Raw genomic sequence first — 20,976 nt, forward strand, 5'->3', positions numbered from 1 at the left:
CCCTTATGAAATTAAATTTTAAAACAAGAAAAGGCTTTCCTACTGCGTAGGAAAGCCTTGTATGCAAGTTATTATAGAATAACATATGCTACATCACTTTAAGTAACTCCCTACGCTGGCATTATCCAGATCAGGTTGAGGGTCGATGTTTGCTCACATCCTCTCAGCCAATTGGCTCCCCGGTCCTTAATTCGTTTTCATTGTAGCATGATTTATTTTATTGAACAAACAAAAGCATGTATAATCATTTCATTTAACTTTTGAATTCCCCAATTAACTCTTGTAACTCCTGTGAGAGCCAGCTTAAAGAACTGGCTAATTCAGCAATATCCTGTACAGACATTTCCTGTTCTTTCATGATTTCTTCAACATTACTACTACTATTCGCATACTTATTTGCAATAAGTGATAGTTCATTTACAACACGAACAATATTTTGGCTATTTTGCAATATATTATTTGAATTGCTAGAAACAACTCCAACTTGATTGGTAACAGTTTGTGCTGATTTCGAAATTTTTTCAAAGAAAGCACCACTACTTTCAACAAGTTTCATTCCAGACTCTACTTCTTTTGAGGTTTTTTGCATTAAAACAACAGCTTCTTCCGTTCCTGCTTGTGTTTCCCCTATTAATTTTGCTATATCTTTTGCTGATGCTTCCGTCTGCTCTGCTAATTTACGCACTTCATCAGCAACAACGGCAAATTCCTCTCCAGTTTCCTCAGCACGTGAAGCTTCAATAGTAGCATGTAAAGCTAGCGAATTCGCTTGATTTGAAATACTTGTAATTACAGTTACAATATCACTAATTTCTTTTGATCTTACTTCCAAAGAATAAATGATAGAAGATAAATCTTGTACTGCATTTTGTATTATGTTCATTTGATTCATCGTCTGTTCAATAATACCATTTCCTTTTTCTGAATGATGCTTCGTACCTTCAGACTCTTTCGTCATTTGTTTTGCAATATTAGTTATCTCTTCCATCCTATCTTCCATTTCATATACAATATCTAAATACTTTGGTACTGACGTTTCTTGCAATTGAACGCCAGCCCTTAACTCAACTATAGAACTTACGATTCCTTGGACTGCCATGCTATTTTCTTTCGTACTCACTGACAATTCTTGTGAAGATGAGGAAACCTGTTCTGCTGTCTGCTTCACTTTATCTATAATTCCTTTAAACTTCTCGATGTTATTATTAAAATACGCATTAATAATACCAATATCATCTGGTCTTTCCTCTAATTTAATACTTAAATCACCTTCACCAACTCTGCGTAATCCTTCACGTAAATCCCGCAATGGAGCAAGTGCGTTACGTACGATTAAGAATTGAATAACAGTTGCAATTAAAACAGAAATACAAATAAACATTAAACCTTGTATAATGAATTTTTCCTTTGTAATAGGAACAATAGAAGCATCTACATCGGCTGCAACAATTGCCACAATATTTCCGTCTCCATCTTTAATTGGCTCTAATATCGTTACCCATGATCCTAATAGATCTTCATATACTACTGTCATGTTTGCTTTTTTCGTGCTCATTACCTTATCGTATGCTTTCATCCAAAGATCTGGTTGTTTATAATATTCTCCCGGCCTTACTTCAACAACATTTGCTAACTCTGTAGACAAGTCGACGATTAGTAACTCACCTTTTTCATTTTCTTTTGCTCCAACAATATAGATTTGTCCAACGCTATTCAATTCTTCCGTTGCTTCATCTAATTTCTCTGTTAACTTCTCTCTCTTTTCTCTTTGTGCCACTGGATCCTTTGTAACATCTCTCACTATTTCTTCGTCTAATTTATGTAATACCGTATCTCCTGTTTCAAAAGAATGCCTTTCAAATATAGACATCATGCTATTTTGAAACATGTTAAAACTTAACGCTCCCATAGTACCAACAAGCGTCAAAATAACTAACACAGTTAACAATACATTCTTTTGAAGAAATGATAGCTTGTGCCAATATTTTTTCATCAACATCACCTTTCTTAATTAACTTAATATAAAGGAAAACTATTAAAATAAAAACCTTATCAACAACTGATAAGGTTTCTCATTTGTTTGCAAATAAAAAAAGACCAATGAAAAAGCATTGGTCAAGACCAACCCTATCCGTCCGGTAACTGGCTAGCGTAGCCTTTCGGCCTTAGCTCCTGTAGTTTTGCGTCCTAATGTTTCCACCAGTTTGCCTTTCTCGCTGAACGAGTTGAACGATATGGGAGTTCTATGAGAATTACATTATTCTCTATCAAAGATTACAACATAAAAATTAAAATGTCTACCTATTTAGAGATGCAAATGCAAAGTTTTAATGTATTATTTTTTCGAAATAATTTAACAAAGTACGTGAATGTTACATTTCTTGTGTTATATAATAAAAAATGTATATAACACAAGGATTGTTTTGAGTATTTATTTTAATTTTCATTTAAATTAAATTATTCGAATATATCTTAACTAATGAATTTCGGAGGTAGTTTATCATGTTTTGGCTACAATTTCTTACGTTACTACTCTGCATCTTTATTGGCGCACGCCTAGGCGGAGTTGGTCTAGGGGTAATGGGTGGCGTTGGTATGGCAATACTTGTTTTCGTCTTCCACTTACAACCTACAGCTCCTCCTATTGATGTAATGCTTATGATTTTAGCAGTAATTACAGCTGCTGGTGCACTCCAAGCCGCTGGAGGAATGGAATACCTTGTTCATCTGGCTGAGAAAGCATTACGAAAAAATCCAAAACGCATTACATTCTTTGCTCCAATTGTTACTTATTTATTCACACTTTGTGCGGGAACTGGTCACGTTGCTTATTCTGTACTTCCTGTTATCGCAGAAGTCTCTCGCGAATCCGGAATTAGACCAGAACGACCAATGTCAATTGCCGTAATTGCTTCCCAACAAGCAATTACAGCTAGTCCTATATCAGCTGCAACAGTTGCACTTTTAGCAATGTTAGCTGACTATAAAATCACTTTATTAGATATTTTAAAAGTAAGTATCCCTTCTACTTTCATCGCTTGTATGGTAGCTGCATTTGTTGCTAGCAAAATGGGGAAAGAATTAAATGAAGACCCTGAATACTTAAAACGATTAAAAGAAGGAATGATTCCTAAGATTGAAGAGAAAAAAGAATTTGTTGGTGTAAAAGGCGCTAAATTATCAGTTATCCTTTTCCTAGTAGGAACTTTTCTTGTCGTACTTCTCGGTTCATTTGAAGTACTTCGTCCAGGATGGATAGTTGATGGGAAGTTAGCCCGTCTTTCCATGCCAAACACAATTGAAATGGTTATGTTAACGATTGCAGCTCTTATTATTATTTTCTGTAAACCAAATGTAGAAAGCATCGTGTCTGGTAACGTCTTTAAAGCGGGGGCAACAGCAGTTGTTGCTATTTTCGGTATCGCTTGGATGGGAGATACTTTCTTTAACGGAAACTTAAATATGATTCAAGGATCAATTCAGCATCTAGTAACAAGTGCGCCATGGCTATTTGCCATCGCATTATTCATTCTATCTATTTTACTATATAGCCAAGCCGCAACAGTACGTGCTTTAATGCCTCTTGGATTATCACTCGGTATTCCACCAGCACTACTGATCGCGATGTTCCCTGCAGTAAATGGATATTTCTTCATTCCAAACTACGGAACAATCGTTGCTGCCATTAACTTTGATCGTACTGGTACAACTGGCATTGGTAAATATGTTTTAAATCATAGCTTTATGATTCCAGGCCTAATCGCAACATTCACTTCTATCGGAATTGGAATGCTCTTAATTTCAATTATGTTTTAAAGAAAAAGCACAAACCCAAAGTTTTAAAGGGTTTGTGCTTTTTTAATCAAACGTTTGTTTAAATATTTTTAACTGTCCATTCTTCCATTATGTTCTTTAATATTTGTGTAAAATCCGCTGGGAAAAGATGCCCCAAACCTTCTCTCACAATTAATTTACAGTCCACATTATATTCCTCAAACATAGACATTAATTGAAGTGTGTTTTCATAAAATGGATCTTTGTCTCCCGTAACAATATATCCTTCTACATTCGTTATATCATTTGATACAACTATACTTTCAATTTCCTTAACATCTCGAATAGCAGGTATAACTGCAATAAATTTTTGAGTCGCTGACATATTCTTTAACGCTAACTCTATCGCTATATTTCCCCCTTGAGAAGCTCCCGCGATGATTATGTCCTCCAAGTTATATTTATTTACAAAATCATTAAAAGTTTTCATAACGTCTTTTATAGCTATTTCATGATTATCCCAGCTATACGACTTCATTCCATGTATTTGTGAGGACCGGGGAAAACCTAATATATACTCATTTAGTATTTCTTCTTCACACCAATATGGTGCAAAATCATTTATATTTGATCCTCTCCAATGCAAAGAAAATAACCCTATCTTCGCCTCTTTATTTCCATAAGTAAATAATTTCGGTTCGGCTGTTAGCTGCTGTTTCTTAAAGATTTCTTCACACTTTTTCACTATCATTTTAAAAGCTGCATTCTCTCGTAATCCCTTTAAATCTTCATCCCCCATAAGTGTATGTGGATTCCACCAAATCCCCTTTTCTAAAGCTTCGTTTAAACTAACAATCGCTTCCTCATACTTACCTTCTGCCGAAAGTGCACACACTTCCCAGAAACTAGTTTTTTCTATTCTTTCAGGAAACTCCCTTTTTGCTTTATCTATGCATCTATAAATCGCTTCGAATTCTCTTTTTTCGAATAAACGAAACAACTCATTTTGCAACTCTATAAACTGTTTCCTTTTCAAACAATCCTCCCCCTTTTTCTAACTATCGATATCAAAACATAAAAAGCTATGTAGCGTTTTAATACTACATAGCCTTCTTCTACAAACTGTTACTCACTTCCTCTACTAGCCTCTTCGTACTTTCATACGCAGATTCAGCTAAACTAATCGCTGAAATAACTGAAACACCGTCCGCACCTGCTTCTATAACCGAAGCGGTATTTTCAATTGAAATGCCTCCAATTCCGACAATCGGTATTGTAATTCCTTGTTCTCTAAAATGAGCTAACCCTTTCGTTCCTTGCACTGCTTTCGTATCTTTTTTCGTACTCGTTGGAAAGATAGGTCCTACACCTAAATAGTCAGCCCCATTTTCAATTGCCCAGCGTGCTTCTTCAATTGTATGTGTAGATACACCAACAATCTTATCACCCATTTTTTCACGAACAGAGGTAATTCCTTCATCATCTTGCCCAACATGCACGCCATCTGCATCTAACTTGAGAGCTAGTTCCACATCATCATTTACAATGAACGGTACACCGTACTCCTTACAAATTGCTTGTAGTTCTTTTGCAAAACAAATGCGTTTCTCTTCCGTTAAAGCGCCTTCCCCCTTTTCACGAAATTGAAAAATTGTTATACCACCTTCAAGTGCATCTTTCAATATTTGTAGTGGATCCTTCGTACAATTGTTACTTCCCATAATAAAATATACTGATAATAACTTAGACATTTCTGCCTTTGAAATACGTGACATTTATTTTCCCTCCTTACTATATAACCTCAATTTTCCCATACTTCTCTATATCACCTGAAGTCGTATTCGCTAATTGATTCAAAAATTCAATTTGAAAACTACCAGGTCCTTTTTCCACCGTCTTGGCAGCTGCCAGTTCCGCAGCTACCCCATAAAACGTTAATGCCGCTACCGCTGCCTTTACATAATCCTTTTCTACCGCTACAAATGCTCCTATTACAGAAGTTAGTAAACAACCTGTTCCCGTAACTTTCGTTAAAATAGGATGACCGTTTCGAATGAGAACAGTTCGCTCTCCATCTGTAACAACATCTTCTTTTCCAGTAATCACCGCAACTGTATTCAATTCATCCGCTGCCTGTTTTGCAATACTTACGACATTACCATTTCCAGCACCAGCGTCTACCCCTTTAATTTCCCATCTCTCATTAATAACGTTCGCTATTTCAGCTGCATTTCCGCGAATAATCGCTAATTCAATTTCAGCCGGAATATGTCTCGCAACTTCTGTTCGATACGATGTTGCTCCTGCACCAACTGGATCAAACAGTACTGGTACATTGTTCACATTTGCTGATTTACCGGCAAGTAACATCGCTTCTACTTCTTCCGGACGAAGTGTTCCCATATTTAATACTAACGCTCCAGCAATGCTAGCCATTTCTGCCACTTCTTCTTTTGCATACGCCATTACAGGCGATGCCCCTAACGCTAACAAACCGTTAGCTGTAAAATTTGTTACAACAACATTTGTAATATTATGAACGAGCGGACTAGATTCTCTCACCAAATCCACTACTTTACTAATTTCTTTCCTATTCATCCTTCTCATCTCCTAACTATAGTTATGGGAGATACACAAAAAGGCACTTTGCGCGTACGCAAAGTGCCTGAACATGTGCTTTTACACTCTCCCTACGCTGGCATTATCCAACAGGTTCAAATGGTCAATGACAGACTAGCCATACTCTCAGTTTGTATCCACAAACTCCCATGTGTTTAGTATTCTTCTACTTCAAAGTCTACTCTTATTCTAGTAAAATAACAAGTTCTTTACTTTTCTATTTAATATAGAAGCAACTAATAAAACAATACGCATAATAACTATCTATTTCTCACAGTCTCATCATGGTGCATATTATGTTCTGTCACGATCATTCAATTTCAAACAGATGTTATCCCATTAAAAACCGTTCAAATATGGAGCGAAACTGAATCTCAAGAAGATGTATGCTATAGTTAACGTATGGAAATTTGAAAGGATGTTTTAAATATGTCAAAAAGCGTTGTAATCGCTGAAAAGCCTTCCGTTGCACGAGATATTGCACGTGTACTGAAGTGCGATAAAAAAGGAAATGGCTACCTTGAAGGTAGTAAATATATTGTAACTTGGGCTTTAGGTCATCTTGTTACATTAGCAGATCCAGAAAGCTATGATGTGAAATATAAAAAGTGGAATTTAGAAGATTTACCGATGCTACCTGAGCGTTTGAAATTAACAGTTATTAAACAAACTGGGAAACAATTTAATGCTGTAAAAAGTCAGCTTCTTAGAAAAGATGTAAATGAAATTATTGTAGCGACAGACGCTGGACGTGAAGGAGAATTAGTTGCTCGCTGGATTATTGATAAAGTTCGAGTTAATAAACCAATCAAACGTCTATGGATTTCATCTGTTACTGATAAAGCAATTAAAGATGGTTTCGCAAATTTAAAACCAGGTAAAGCATATGACAATTTATACGCTTCAGCTGTCGCACGTTCAGAAGCTGACTGGTATATCGGTCTTAACGCGACTCGAGCTTTAACGACTCGCTTTAATGCCCAACTGAATTGCGGCCGTGTGCAAACACCTACTGTCGCAATGATCGCTAATCGTGAAGATGAAATAAAGAATTTCAAAGCTCAAACTTACTACGGCATCGAGGCTCAAACGACAAATCAGTTAAAACTAACTTGGCAAGATGCAAACGGCAATAGCCGCAGCTTCAATAAAGAAAAAATTGATGGTATTGTAAAAGGTTTAGATAAGCATAATGCTACTGTTGTGGAAATTGATAAAAAACAGAAGAAATCATTCTCTCCTGGTCTTTACGATTTAACTGAATTACAACGTGATGCCAATAAAAAGTTCGGTTACTCTGCGAAAGAAACATTGAACATTATGCAGAAATTGTATGAGCAACATAAAGTCCTAACATACCCTCGTACAGATTCACGCTATATTTCATCTGATATCGTTGGAACACTTCCAGAACGTCTAAAAGCATGTGGTGTTGGAGAGTACCGTTCCTTAGCACATAAAGTATTACAAAAGCCTATCAAGGCTAATAAATCATTTGTTGATGATAGTAAAGTAAGTGATCATCACGCAATTATTCCGACAGAAGGATACGTTAACTTCTCCGCCTTCACAGATAAAGAACGTAAAATTTATGATTTAGTTGTAAAACGTTTCTTAGCTGTTTTATTCCCAGCATTCGAATACGAACAACTAACGTTACGCACAAAAGTCGGCAATGAAACGTTCATTGCACGCGGAAAAACAATTTTACATGCAGGTTGGAAGGAAGTATATGAAAATCGCTTTGAAGATGATGATGTAACTGATGACGTAAAAGAGCAACTTTTACCTCGCATTGAAAAAGGCGATACATTGACTGTAAAGTTAATTATGCAAACATCAGGTCAAACGAAAGCACCGGCACGTTTTAACGAAGCGACTTTACTTTCAGCAATGGAAAACCCTACAAAATATATGGATACGCAAAATAAACAACTTGCTGATACGTTAAAATCAACTGGTGGATTAGGTACTGTAGCAACGCGTGCTGATATTATCGACAAGCTATTCAATTCATTCTTAATTGAAAAACGTGGTAAAGATATTCACATTACTTCAAAAGGCCGTCAGTTACTTGATTTAGTACCAGAAGAGTTAAAATCACCTACACTAACTGGTGAGTGGGAACAAAAGCTAGAGGCAATTGCAAAGGGTAAACTGAAAAAAGAAGTATTCATTTCCGAAATGAAGAACTATACGAAAGAAATTGTTTCTGAAATTAAATCGAGTGATAAAAAATATAAACATGACAATATTTCAACGAAGTCTTGTCCAGATTGCGGTAAACCAATGCTAGAGGTAAACGGCAAAAAAGGAAAAATGCTCGTTTGCCAAGACCGTGAATGTGGTCATCGTAAAAATGTATCTCGTACAACAAACGCTCGTTGCCCTCAGTGTAAGAAGAAGTTAGAATTACGTGGTGAAGGTGCAGGACAAATCTTTGCATGTAAATGTGGCTATCGCGAAAAATTATCCACATTCCAAGAAAGACGTAAAAAAGAATCTGGAAACAAAGCTGATAAGCGTGACGTTCAAAAATATATGAAACAACAGAAAAAAGAAGAAGAACCATTAAATAACCCATTTGCAGAAGCATTAAAGAAATTAAAATTTGATTAAACAAAAAGGTTCCTACCTCTATCGGTAGGAACCTTTTATGTTAGTGAATGATTTTACTTCCTTTTGCGTTCTCAACGAATTTTTCGCTTGATTTGTTAATTGGTGTTTTCAGTAATAACGCAGCAACAATCATAACTACTACGAAAGCACTTAATACAAGTAAATCTCGCGTTACAATATCCCACAGCATTCCGCCTACTGTTTCACGAATTGCACTAATTGCATATGTGAACGGTAAGAACGGATAAATTGCTTGGAAGAATTTCGGTGTCATTTGAATTGGGAATGTTCCGCCCGACCCTGCTACTTGTAGTACAAGTAAAATGATCGCCATCGATTTCCCTACGTTTCCGAAAATAGAAACGAGTGAGTATACGATACAAACGAAGACTCCACCAATAAATAAACTAAATAATACAAACCAGAACTTATCGACTACGTACGTACCGAGTAAGAATATATCTCCCATTGATACGATAAACGCTTGTGAAAGACCTATCGTTAAGAATGTTAATAAACGTCCGAAGTAAATTTCATGGCTCTTATAATTCGCGCCCTCTTCATGTACTTCTACTGTTAATAATGAAACCATTAATAATGCGCCTACCCATAATGCAAGCACTGTATAGAATGGTGACATTGCTGAACCATAGTTCGGCATTGCAAATAATTTATTCTCTTTTAAATTTACTGGATTCGCAAAATAATCACTTTGCTTCTCAACATCGTTTTTCAATAAGCGTATGATATCTTTTAAATCCTCTTCAGATTCAAAATCACGAATTTTATCTGCCAATTCTTTAATCTTTTTCTCAGTAGCTGGCATTTCAGCTTTAATGTCTGCTAATTTCTTTTTACCATCTACTAAGCCTTTTGATGAATCTTCTAGTATTTTTTTAACATCTGGAAGCTTTTTGTCTGCTTCTTTTAAAATTTGAGATGTGTTTTTAGACATCTCTTTCGTACGAGCAATAGCCGCATTGAAATTTGGAGTGATTTCTGAATCATATTTAGCTAAAATGTCACCAATTTGACCCGAAACACTCTTAGATACTTCATTAATACTCTCAATAACATCTGCTGCTGGTTTTTGCCCTTTATTAATAGAGTCAATTCCTTTATCAGTTAAATTGATTCCTTTTTGAAGACCATCTTTTACTTTATTTAATTTAGAAATAGTGTTATTCGTGTTCTTATCACTATTTACATCTGCTAAAACTTTATTTGTATTTTCCAGAACTGGAATCATATCATTAACTAAATTCCATGCTGCTTTGAACTGTCCATTTAAATCATTTAAGGCTACTTTTGTAGAGTCTAATCCATTAACACCTGCGTTGCTTAAGTCTTCTCTTGCTTTTCCAAGTTCTGTTTTTACTCTGCTGTAATCACTTACAGCCTTATCGTACTTTTCTCTACCACTGTCTAATGCCTCATTTGTTTGATTTACTAACTCATTCGCTTTTTTTATATCTTGATTTAAATTACCTCTAAGTTGTTGCGCATCTTCTTTTACACCTTCAGCCTTATCTTTCAATTGCTCGGCTGTACTTACTGCTTTTTCAAAATCAGTTACGAATGTTGCATTATAATCTGCTTCTGCTTGATTTACCAAGTTATTTATTGCATCTAACTTTTTATTAGTAGCATCTCTTACATCTTTTTTCACTTCTTGCCCTGTACCAATAATATTAGCAATATCTTTAACGCCACCATTTGCATTTTCGATAGCTGATTTAAGGTTTGTTAATCTTTCTATTCTCTTTTGGAAGAATTCTTTTCCAAAATCAGTTGATGCCGACTCTTTAAATTTAGTAAAGACATCAATTACATATGAAACACTATCCGCACGTCCTTGCAGCGTCTCAGAAACATTATTAAGATCTTGTTTCGCTTTTTCTGGATCAAAATTACCATTTTGTAACCCGTTTACAACACCTTGTGCATAAGTTGTTCCAACACGTATTGAGCTGAAAACATTATTTACAGTTTGATCAATATTTTTAGCAATATTCTTATACCCATCACCATTCACTTGCGGTAACGCTGGAATTTCTGGTATTTGCGGTATTTGTGGAAGAGTTATATTAGGTAACACTGGGAATTTAGCTGGATCTGGAAGTGTCAGATTAAAATCAAATGAAGGATTTTTTAAGTAATCCGTAATTTTCGCTGCAGCATCCAAGCCCTGCTTCGTTACAATTAAATTATTCTTAATAGTTCCCGGAGCACGATTCAATGTTTCATCATTTCTCGCAAAGAACGCATCTAAACTCTTAAGTGTATCCTGCCCATCATTAATAACACTTTCCACAACCGGCAATTCTTTCTGTGCTACTTTCACAACATCCTCTGCTCGAGTCGCATCATCTAACGCCTTATCCATCAGTGTATTCATTTCTGGGAACTGCGCTTCTAACTTAAATACAAGATCTTTTACTTTCTCAATACTTGGTAAGTTTGTTTCTAAATCGATTCCAAGGTCATTGAAGATTTTAAAAATCTCACCGTTCGCTGTTTTAACAAAGTTTTTACTAATTTCTTCTGTAATACCTGATGCACCTTTTGCTGTAATTTTCGGTGCAATCGCGTTTACCTTTTCATTTACATAGTAATCAAGTTCTGGTTTCTGTGGATTTTCATCCAGAACAGTTGCAATCTTTTCAGAGAAGTCTTTTGGGATTGTAATGCTTGCATAGTAATCCCCACGTTCAACTCCGTAAATTGCTTGTTTTTCATCTACAAATTTCCAGCCAAGATTTTTGTTTTTCTTAAGGGAATCTACAATCTCGTCCCCGATATTAATATCTTTCCCTCTTAAATTAGAGCCTGCATCTTGGTTAGAAACTGCAATGGGAACCTCTTTTGTATTTCCATACGGATCCCAAGAAGCTTTAATGTTAAACCATGCATATAACGATGGTAAAATCATTAACCCTACAACAATAACAATTGCAGCCCAATGTTTTGCTACATTCCGTAAATCTGTCTTATAAATACGCCAAATTTGTTTCATAGAAGTTATCACCTAATTATATATTTTTCCTTCTTTAGAAAATGATACATACATTTTGCAATTATATCACTTTCTACATCGTGGATTAACCAAAAACGAACTATTTTTTCCCATTAACTTTGACTTACTACATTATATAACGAAGTAAGTCAAAGTATGAATACAAAATGACCAAATCGGTTTTACATTCAATAATAACAAATATATAGGAAATGTCATAAAAAATACAAGTATTTTCTCTTGGAAATACTTGTATTCCTCAAAAAAATCCTCACAGCTTTTTATCATCTGTGAGGATTTCTTCTATTATATATCTACTTGTACTTCTACACCGAAATGATCTGAAATTACATTTCGGTTTGTACCATTAAAAATAACTTTTGAAGAACGAACTTTTTCACTTCGGTTACACAATATTAGATCGATTCGTAAATTATGTTTATTTCCATCCCAACCAGCAATCTCACCTTGGACAGTTGTTCCCTCATCCTTCTCTATTGCTAGTTCATATGTGTCGTACAAACCTTTTTGCATCATATATTCATAACCCTCCCCTTGCAAACGAGCGTTATTATTAAAATCACCCATTAAGAAGGAAAGTTCATTGCTATCTACACGCTCCATCAAACGATTCACTTGATTTTTAAATGATTCTTCTTCATCATTCCACCAACCGAGGTGGCAAGAGTAAAACGTGATGTTCTTACCATTGTAAGCAATTGTTGCACTTACAATTTTGCGTGTTTTCCAATACGTTGTATCCTTATTTTCTGAAATAAAGAACGTATCTTCTTTTACAACATTATGCTTCGTTATAATCGCTAATCCTTCTTCATACACATCATAACCAATATGAGAGAAATCCCAAGTAATATTGTAATCTTTTACATGTAACGCTTTTAACTCTTCTAATAGTAAAAGTCCAAAATTATCTTCTTTCTTGTTACCGCATACATTTTTAGCTCCTATCGACTGACTTACTTCTTGCAATGCGATAACATCGTACTCTTCTTCTTGAATGACTTTAGCAAGATATTTTATCTTTTCTATTTGATTTTCTTCTTGCCAAGAGTGACAGTTTAAAGTTAGCAATTTCATATTATTACGCACCTAACATATCTTGAATGTCTGACTTTAATACGTCAGCTTTCGGGCCATATACCGCTTGTACACCTTTATCTTTTACGATCAGTCCTAAAGCACCATTTTGTTTCCATTGCGCTTCTGGTGCAACAACATCTAAATCTTTTACTGTTACACGTAAACGAGTCATACAAGCATCTACGTCAGCAATATTTTCTTTTCCACCTAATAAATCAATAACTTTTGTTGCTAATGAACCATCTTGTACATTTCCTGTTCCCTCTGATGACTCATCTTCATTATCAATGTAGTTACCTGCACGTCCTGGTGTTGGTAAGTTGAACTTTTTAATTAAGAAATTGAATAATGTAAAGTTCAGACCGAAGAATACTAATGAAACGATAACGAAATTGATTAAATCTCTTGTTAGTCCTGCATTAACCATCATCGGTGTACGAGTAATTAATTCAATAAATCCAAATGCGTGAACACGTAAGTTAATTAAATCTGCTAATGCGAATGCAAGTCCTGTTGTAATTGCATATACAACATATAATACTGGAGCAATAAACATGAACATGAATTCAATTGGTTCTGTTACACCTGTTAAGAATACTGCTAACGCTGCTGATAAGAACATTGGTTTATATTTTGCACGTTTTTCTTTATCAACATTACGGAACATTGCGAAAGCAATACCCATTAACGCTGCTGATGAACCGATAACTTGTCCAGCTTTGAATCGGGCTGGTACAACATTATTTAATAAATCGTTATATGCTTTTGTATCTCCATTTGCTAATAAGTTATTTAAATCTGTAATCCATGCAAGCCATAAAGGATCTTGTCCTGCTACAACTTGTCCAATTTTCGAACCAGTTAACATCGTATATGTTCCACCTAGCTCAGTATAGTTCATCGGAATTGTTAACATATGGTGTAAACCGAATGGTAATAGTAAACGTTCTAACGTTCCATATACAAATGGTGCAACAATTGGTGCACTATCTTTTGAAGCTGCAATCCAGCGACCAAATTCATTTAATCCACTTTGGATGAATGGCCATAAAAGTGATAATACAATTGCAGTTACTGTAGACCAAACAATTACAACGAATGGTACGAATCGTTTTCCGTTAAAGAATGCTAATGCTTGTGGCAGTTTGTTATAGTTATAATATTTGTTATATAAAGTAGCTCCTAAGAAACCTGTGATAATCCCTACGAAAACCCCCATGTTTAATGCTGGTGCACCAAGTACAGAAGTAAAGTAATCTTTTACAATTAAGTCCCCTGCTAATACTGAAGAAACTTTCGCTTTTGAATCCGCTAACATTTCAGCGTTTACGCCAAATATAGCTCCTGTAATTCTGTTTGTTAAGACGAATGCTAATAGCGCTGCAAATGCACCACCTGCGCGATCTTTCGCCCAAGATCCCCCAATTGCTACTGCGAATAAGATGTGTAGATTAGTAATAATTGCCCAACCGATGTCTTCCATTACGCGAGCGATTGTATGAACTGCGTTAATATCCCCAGCAGACATTCCAATTAACTTACCGATAGAAATCATTAAACCAGCTGCTGGCATTACAGCTACAACAACTAATAACGCTTTCCCGAACTTTTGCCAAAAATCAAAAGACGTAATTTTCATCTGTTCTTCCTCCCCTTTATTTATAACAACATAATGATTTAAATTATAATTTCTGTTCCCTTTATGAAAACGATTCCTCATTTTAATTTGTTTTTATCCTTTACGCAACCGTTTTCATAAATCTATTTTAATAAAAGCGTTTTCACTTTGCAATAGAAATTTATTTTTTTTCATAAAAAAAGATGCTCTAGGAGCATCCTTTTTTATTATGAAATGCGATAAACCCTTGTTTCATAAGGCTTTAACGTGATTGTAGTTACTGGTTCATGTTCCGCAACTTCGTAGTTATTTAAAAGCAAACGTTTGCGTTCTAGTGCGAATGAACCCTCATTATATACAGCTTCCTCTTTTGAGATATTACTAATTACAACGATTTTTTCATCGCTTAATGTACGAGTATATGCATAAATTTGCAAATCATCTTCTAAAAGTAAATCGTACGTACCGTAATTCAGTACATCGTGCTCTTTTTTCAAGGCAATCATTTTCTTATAGAAATTGAAAATAGAGTTTTCTTCATTTTTCTGCTTTTCAACATTAATCTCTTTGTAGTTTTGATTTATACTAAACCAAGGTGCACCTGTTGTGAAGCCAGCATTCATCTCATCGTTCCACTGCATAGGTGTACGTGAATTATCGCGGCAAGAAGCCCATATAATTTCCATCATATCTTGATGTGATACGCCCTCTGCAATTTTCTCACGATATAAATTTTTAGTTGCAACATCATCGTAATCTTCAACTTTTGGTAATTGGACATTTGTCATCCCAATTTCTTGCCCTTGATAAATAAACGGTGTACCATGCATAAAGAAGTACATTGCGCCTAGAGCCGTTGCACTTTCACGCCAATATTGTTTATCATCCCCCCAAGTTGAAACGATACGTGGTTTATCGTGATTCTCAATATATAAAGCATTCCACCCTTTATTTTCTAACCCTTTTTGCCATTTCGTTAATACCTTTTTCAGTCCTACAACATCAAGGTCTTTCTTCTTTTCAGCATCCCATAAGCTTAAATGTTCGAATTGGAATACCATATTGAACTTACCTTGCTCTTCTCCAACCCAAAGCTCAGCATCTTCAATCTTAACGCCATTCGCTTCACCAACAGTCATAATATCGTACTTAGAAAATGTATTTTCTTTTAACTCTTCTAATAACGGTTGAATACCATCCACATTCATATGTTTATCAAAAGATGGTACATACTTTAGTTCTTTTGGATTTGGCATATCTTTAAAGCCGTCTTCTTTTTTTATATGACTGATCGCATCCACACGGAAACCATCAATTCCTTTATCAAGCCACCAATTAACTGTGTCGTATAACACTTCGCGAACTTCTTTATTCTCCCAGTTTAAATCTGGTTGTTTACGCGAGAATAAGTGTAAATAATATTGTCCTGTTACTTCATCATATTCCCATGCCGAACCATTAAAAATACTTTCCCAGTTGTTTGGTTCCGCACCATCTTTACCATCATGCCAAATATACCAATCACGCTTCGGATTGTCTTTAGATGAACGAGACTCAATAAACCATGGATGTTCATCACTTGTATGATTAATAACTAAATCAATAATAAGCTTCATATCACGTTTATGAACTTCATCTAGTAAAGCATCAAAGTCTTCCATCGTACCAAACTCATCCATAATATCTTGATAATCACTAATGTCATAACCATTATCATCATTAGGTGACTTATACATTGGACAAATCCAAATTACATCTATTCCTAAATCTTTTAAATAATCCAGTTTCGCAATAATACCTTGTAAATCTCCAATACCATCGCCATTTGAATCCATAAAGCTACGTGGATAAATTTGATAAGCAACCGCTTCTTTCCACCATGTCTTATTCATAGTCATTCTCTCCTTTTGCATCTCATCATAATTTTATGCAAACGTTTTCGTAACACTATCATAACAAAATATGAATAGTTTGCAACTGTTTTCATTGAACTCTATGTAGTTTCTTCATTCTTATGCTTTATTTATTTCTCGCAAAGGCAAATCTCATTCCTCAACGGCTCTTGTCCACGCACGTTACACACACTAATTTATTTAATACTTAGGTAGGTTAAATAAATACGAAAAAGGAAGAACAAAATGCTGTTCTTCCTTTTTACATTGAAAATCGTTCAATTGTTTGTTTCAAGTTCTCTGCTTGTTGCTCTAAATCCTTTAATAATTGATCAATTACTACCATATTTTTAGATTGTTGCAACGTCACACGCGCCACTTCTTGTGAACCAGCTGATGTTTCCTCAGCAATTGCTGCTACAGCCTTCGTCTGTGCACCTGTTTGATGAATGTGACTCACTTGTTCATTCATATAGCTACTAATTTGCTTCGTTGCATCCGCTACTTCCATAACACTTGATGACATTTCTTTTAAAATTAATTCGGTAGCTTCCCCACGTTTCGCCTCTTCTTTAGCTATTTTCACTTGTTCTGTCATTTTCGTTGCAACTTGTTGCACTTCCTCTTGCATATTTCGTAATAACTGCGATATATTTCTTGCAGAATGGTCACTTTCATCTGCAAGTTTACGTACTTCTTCAGCTACAACGGCAAAGCCCCGTCCATGCTCTCCAGCACGAGCAGCCTCAATAGAAGCATTAAGTGCTAATAAATTCGTTTGGCTAGCAATCTCACTCACAACAGATACAATATGTTCTACTTGTTTCATTCTTTCCTCTAACTTCTGTACATTTTGCATTGAATCTTCATTTTCTTTCGCCAATGTTTGAATACCTTGAATTAAAGACGTAAAGACACGCGTACTATGCCCTAAAGCTTGAACCATTTCTGAAGACAACTCATCAGACTGTTTCGCTTTCTCTTCTACTTCACTTGCAATAGAAGTTGTGGTATCAACAGCAGAAACAATTGCCTGAATGGACGCCGCTGATTGCTCAGCTCCAGAAGAAATCTCTGCAAGTGTTTCAGAAACACCTTGTGCTTGTTTCGTTGCTTCGCCTGTTTGTTTTCTAATTTGCTGTACTTGATTATTTGTATACGAAAATGTTGTATCAATATTTTTTACCATGCCCCTTAAGTTCCCTAGCATCATATTAAATGCAACACTTAAAGATTTAATTTCATCATCAGTCTTTGGTAATGGAACATCTTCACGAATATCTCCTTCAGCTGCTTTTCTCGCCGCCTCCTCTAACTTTCGAAGCGGTTTAATTAAAAATACCGCTGCTCCATATGCTAAAATTCCAGACCATACTACCCCTAATAACATAACGATAATATTATATGCAGTTTGACTTACATAACTTTGAAAATAATCATATATCACATAAATAAAAAATATACTTGTTGAATATGTAATTAAAGCTAAAACTGTAGTGAATAGCATAAGTTGTGTACGTAAGCCAAAGGAAAATGCCTTCCTTTCTTTTTCCATCTCTTCTTTCCCCCTTTTTATAAGTAATATAAGTACTACCTATATATTATTATCCATATTTTCATTATAGAAGGATATAGGGATTTAAAAAAATTATTATTTCCTTGAATATCAAATCCACTAAAAAAATAAAGGATTCTGACAATTTGTGACTAATAACAGAAATAAGGGGCAACATTTGTAAAATTTATTTTTGACTGGGGGTTTTGTATGATTCAGGTTCGAAATCTAGTAAAATCATTTGGCTCACTTGAAGTTTTAAAAGGAATTGATTTAGAAGTACAAGAAAAAGAAGTTGTCGTTTTAATTGGTGCCAGTGGTTCCGGTAAAAGTACATTACTTCGCTGTCTTAACTTTTTAGAAATGTACGATGAAGGTGAAATTCACTTACAAGGTGAACAAATCGATCCCAAGCACTCCAATTTAAACAAAGTCCGTGAAAATGTCGGTATGGTTTTTCAACACTTTAACCTCTTTCCCCATATGACCTCATTAGAAAACATCATAGAAGCACCTATTCATGTGAAAAAATTAGAAACAGCAAATGCAAAGGAAATCGGAAATCAGCTCCTGCAAAAAGTCGGCTTACAAGACAAAGCGGATGTAACGCCCCACCTCCTGTCAGGTGGTCAAAAACAACGCATTGCTATTGCACGAGCTCTTGCTATGAATCCTAAAATTATGCTATTTGATGAACCTACTTCAGCCTTAGACCCTGAACTTGTTGGAGAAGTATTGCAAGTTATGAAAGAACTTGCTGAAGAAGGAATGACTATGGTTATTGTTACTCATGAAATGAATTTCGCAAGAGATGTAGCTGATCGCGTCATTTTTATGGATGACGGAAAAATTGTAGAAGATGCTCCGCCAGCACAATTCTTTTCAGCTCCATCCCACGAACGAGCAAAACAATTTTTACGCAACGTTTTATAGTGTAACTTCTGTTTCAAACGAAAAGAAATACATTCATACGGTGCACAACTAATCATCTAAATACAATATTTCAATAACATACTTAAAGCCATCCGTATGATCAATATATAGGAGGGGTTTTATGAAAAGAAAACTATTAACCATTGTTGCGAGTATTACATTATGTACATCTTTCATACTAGGAGCATGTAGTAAGGAAAGCTCTACTACTTCTTCAAATGGTGAAAAAGAATTTCGTTATGCGATGAGTGGCTTATATAAGCCTTTTAACTATAAAGAAAATGACGGAAAGCTTGTCGGTTTTGATGTAGAAATAGGTGAGGCACTTGCCAAAAAAATGAACATGAAACCTACTCCTATTACAAATCCATGGGAAACGCTAATCCAAGGTCTCAAAGCGAAAAAGTATGATGTAATACTGGGCAGTATGGCCATTACAGAAGAACGCTTAAAAGCTGTTAATTTCTCCAACCCTTATTACCGTTCTGGTGCCCAAATTTTTGTGGCTAAAAAGAATGCATCTATCTCTTCTCCAGAGGATTTGAAAGGTAAGAAAGTTGGTGTTGTAAAAGCTAGTACCTTTAAAAACCTTGTTGCAAAACATACAGATCAAATTACAGAATACGATAGCGATATTACTGCACTTATGGATTTAGAGCCTGGACGTATTGATGCGGTAATCACTGATCAAATGGTTGGTTTAAGAATGATCAAAGAAGGTAAATCAAATATAAAAGAAGCTGGAAAACCATTAAATCTTGATGAAATGGGAATTGCTATTCGTAAAGATGATAAAGAAATGGTTGAGAAAGTAAATAAAGCTTTAGATGAAATTATTAAAGATGGTACGTATGAAAAGATTAGTAAAAAATGGTTTGGTCGTAATATTCTTGGTGAGGAGGAAAAAACGAAGTAAACTAGTTATTCAAAAGTTTCATCCATTACGCCCCACTTTTTATCCCGCTATTTATGGGCAGTAAAACTCCCAATTGGTGCGAGATACTAATCAGTGGGGTATTTCATTCCCTACCAAAATCCATACAATATGAGGTGACACATATGTTTGAAATTTTTATGTCTACTTATCCCACACTCTTAAAAGCTACTATTGTCACATTACAATTAACACTAACATCCCTATTACTCGGTTCACTAATTGGATTACTATTCGCTTTCTTTCGAATCTCTAACAATAAAGTTTTAAATAGTATTGCTCACGTATATATCGCCATTATTCGTGGTACACCTTTAATTGTTCAAATCGCCATTCTCTATTTTGGGATTACATCCGTTGTTGTTTTTACTCCTTTTTGGGCAGGAGCCATTGCTTTAGCAATCCATAACGGTGCATATATTACTGAAATTTTCCGCGGTTCTATCCAATCTGTCGATCGTGGACAAATGGAAGCTGCTCGCTCTCTAGGGATGCCGTATTCTTTAGCAATGCGACGTATTGTATTACCGCAAGCATTTCGTCAATCTCTTCCTCCTTTAGGAAATCAATTCATTATTGGATTAAAAGATTCTTCACTTGTTGCTTACGTAGGAATGTCCGAATTATGGGGATCAGGTTTATCTATTGCTGCAGGTAACTTCCAACAATTAGAAACATACATAATCGTTGGTTTATATTATCTCGTGCTTGTTCTCCTATTCACTTACCTTGTTAATCTTTTAGAAAAACGATTACAGCGAAAAGAAACAAACTCTATACAGACTGCCAAAAAGAAAACAAAAGAAATTTCTCTTTGAACAAACTAACAGGTTAAGGACTATTTCCTTAACCTGTTTTTGTTTCTTCTCCATACTTTTTACTCCAATAATATTTTTCTATGTATAAGAAATTCAT

General features: G+C 35.3%; 14 protein-coding genes and 3 riboswitches. Of the genes, 5 read left to right on the plus strand and 9 right to left on the minus strand.

Features of this window, described 5'->3' with window-relative positions; genetic code table 11:
* Positions 1-90: 90 nt before the first annotated feature.
* A riboswitch (TPP riboswitch) is annotated at positions 91-192 on the minus strand.
* Between the two features lie 61 nt (positions 193-253).
* Entirely contained in the window at positions 254-1,993 is a 1,740-nt protein-coding gene (locus ACTFSI_RS16860; protein WP_138322522.1) for a methyl-accepting chemotaxis protein, read from the minus strand.
* Between the two features lie 141 nt (positions 1,994-2,134).
* Positions 2,135-2,219, minus strand: a riboswitch (cyclic di-GMP riboswitch).
* 283 nt (positions 2,220-2,502) lie between these two features.
* Between ACTFSI_RS16860 and ACTFSI_RS16865 the strand changes: the two genes are divergently transcribed.
* Complete coding sequence (locus ACTFSI_RS16865; RefSeq protein ID WP_000498726.1) at positions 2,503-3,816, plus strand: anaerobic C4-dicarboxylate transporter family protein; 1,314 nt, start codon at positions 2,503-2,505, stop codon at positions 3,814-3,816.
* 58 nt (positions 3,817-3,874) lie between these two features.
* Here ACTFSI_RS16865 and ACTFSI_RS16870 read toward each other — a convergent pair whose 3' ends face one another.
* The 3 genes from ACTFSI_RS16870 to thiM form a co-directional block, all read right to left on the minus strand.
* The gene (locus tag ACTFSI_RS16870) at positions 3,875-4,810 is read right to left on the minus strand and encodes an alpha/beta hydrolase (protein WP_044790815.1); all 936 of its coding nucleotides are present in this window, start codon (positions 4,808-4,810) and stop codon (positions 3,875-3,877) included.
* A 79-nt stretch (positions 4,811-4,889) separates the two neighbouring features.
* Entirely contained in the window at positions 4,890-5,549 is a 660-nt protein-coding gene (gene thiE / locus ACTFSI_RS16875; protein WP_044790816.1) for a thiamine phosphate synthase, read from the minus strand.
* A 16-nt stretch (positions 5,550-5,565) separates the two neighbouring features.
* A complete protein-coding gene (thiM, locus tag ACTFSI_RS16880) occupies positions 5,566-6,372 on the minus strand; it encodes a hydroxyethylthiazole kinase (protein ID WP_070805145.1) in 807 nt (268 codons plus the stop codon).
* Between the two features lie 72 nt (positions 6,373-6,444).
* Positions 6,445-6,554: riboswitch (TPP riboswitch) on the minus strand.
* 268 nt (positions 6,555-6,822) lie between these two features.
* On the opposite strand from thiM, the gene topB reads away from it, so the two are divergent.
* Complete coding sequence (gene topB / locus ACTFSI_RS16885) at positions 6,823-9,012, plus strand: DNA topoisomerase III (protein ID WP_138322524.1); 2,190 nt, start codon at positions 6,823-6,825, stop codon at positions 9,010-9,012.
* Positions 9,013-9,052: 40 nt separating this feature from the next.
* Here topB and ACTFSI_RS16890 read toward each other — a convergent pair whose 3' ends face one another.
* The 5 genes from ACTFSI_RS16890 to ACTFSI_RS16910 all read right to left on the minus strand — a co-directional run bounded on the left by ACTFSI_RS16890 (position 9,053) and on the right by ACTFSI_RS16910 (position 18,194).
* The gene (locus tag ACTFSI_RS16890; protein WP_138322525.1) at positions 9,053-12,028 is read right to left on the minus strand and encodes a YhgE/Pip domain-containing protein; all 2,976 of its coding nucleotides are present in this window, start codon (positions 12,026-12,028) and stop codon (positions 9,053-9,055) included.
* A 306-nt stretch (positions 12,029-12,334) separates the two neighbouring features.
* Positions 12,335-13,126 (minus strand): endonuclease/exonuclease/phosphatase family protein, encoded by a 792-nt coding sequence (locus tag ACTFSI_RS16895; protein WP_138322526.1) that lies wholly within the window; start codon positions 13,124-13,126, stop codon positions 12,335-12,337.
* A gap of 4 nt (positions 13,127-13,130) precedes the next feature.
* Positions 13,131-14,768: a PTS transporter subunit IIBC gene (locus tag ACTFSI_RS16900; protein WP_000705534.1), complete on the minus strand. Its 1,638-nt coding sequence runs from the start codon at positions 14,766-14,768 to the stop codon at positions 13,131-13,133.
* Between the two features lie 206 nt (positions 14,769-14,974).
* Positions 14,975-16,639, minus strand: coding sequence for a glycoside hydrolase family 13 protein (locus ACTFSI_RS16905; protein ID WP_001044727.1), 1,665 nt, complete (start codon positions 16,637-16,639; stop codon positions 14,975-14,977).
* A gap of 262 nt (positions 16,640-16,901) precedes the next feature.
* Positions 16,902-18,194 carry a methyl-accepting chemotaxis protein gene (locus ACTFSI_RS16910; RefSeq protein ID WP_138322527.1) on the minus strand — a complete coding sequence of 431 codons (1,293 nt, stop codon included), beginning with the start codon at positions 18,192-18,194 and terminating at the stop codon, positions 16,902-16,904.
* Between the two features lie 210 nt (positions 18,195-18,404).
* On the opposite strand from ACTFSI_RS16910, the gene ACTFSI_RS16915 reads away from it, so the two are divergent.
* From ACTFSI_RS16915 to ACTFSI_RS16925, 3 genes are all read left to right on the plus strand, one after another.
* Positions 18,405-19,127, plus strand: coding sequence for an amino acid ABC transporter ATP-binding protein (locus ACTFSI_RS16915; protein WP_000616947.1), 723 nt, complete (start codon positions 18,405-18,407; stop codon positions 19,125-19,127).
* Between the two features lie 121 nt (positions 19,128-19,248).
* Positions 19,249-20,043: an ABC transporter substrate-binding protein gene (locus tag ACTFSI_RS16920; RefSeq protein WP_000823758.1), complete on the plus strand. Its 795-nt coding sequence runs from the start codon at positions 19,249-19,251 to the stop codon at positions 20,041-20,043.
* A gap of 143 nt (positions 20,044-20,186) precedes the next feature.
* Positions 20,187-20,879, plus strand: a complete 693-nt coding sequence (locus ACTFSI_RS16925; protein WP_138322528.1) for an amino acid ABC transporter permease — start codon at positions 20,187-20,189, stop codon at positions 20,877-20,879.
* Positions 20,880-20,976 lie beyond the last annotated feature (97 nt).

It is taken from the genome of Bacillus cereus group sp. MYBK101-2 (assembly GCF_051918845.1).
GTDB classification, from domain to species: Bacteria; Bacillota; Bacilli; order Bacillales; family Bacillaceae_G; genus Bacillus_A; species Bacillus_A paranthracis.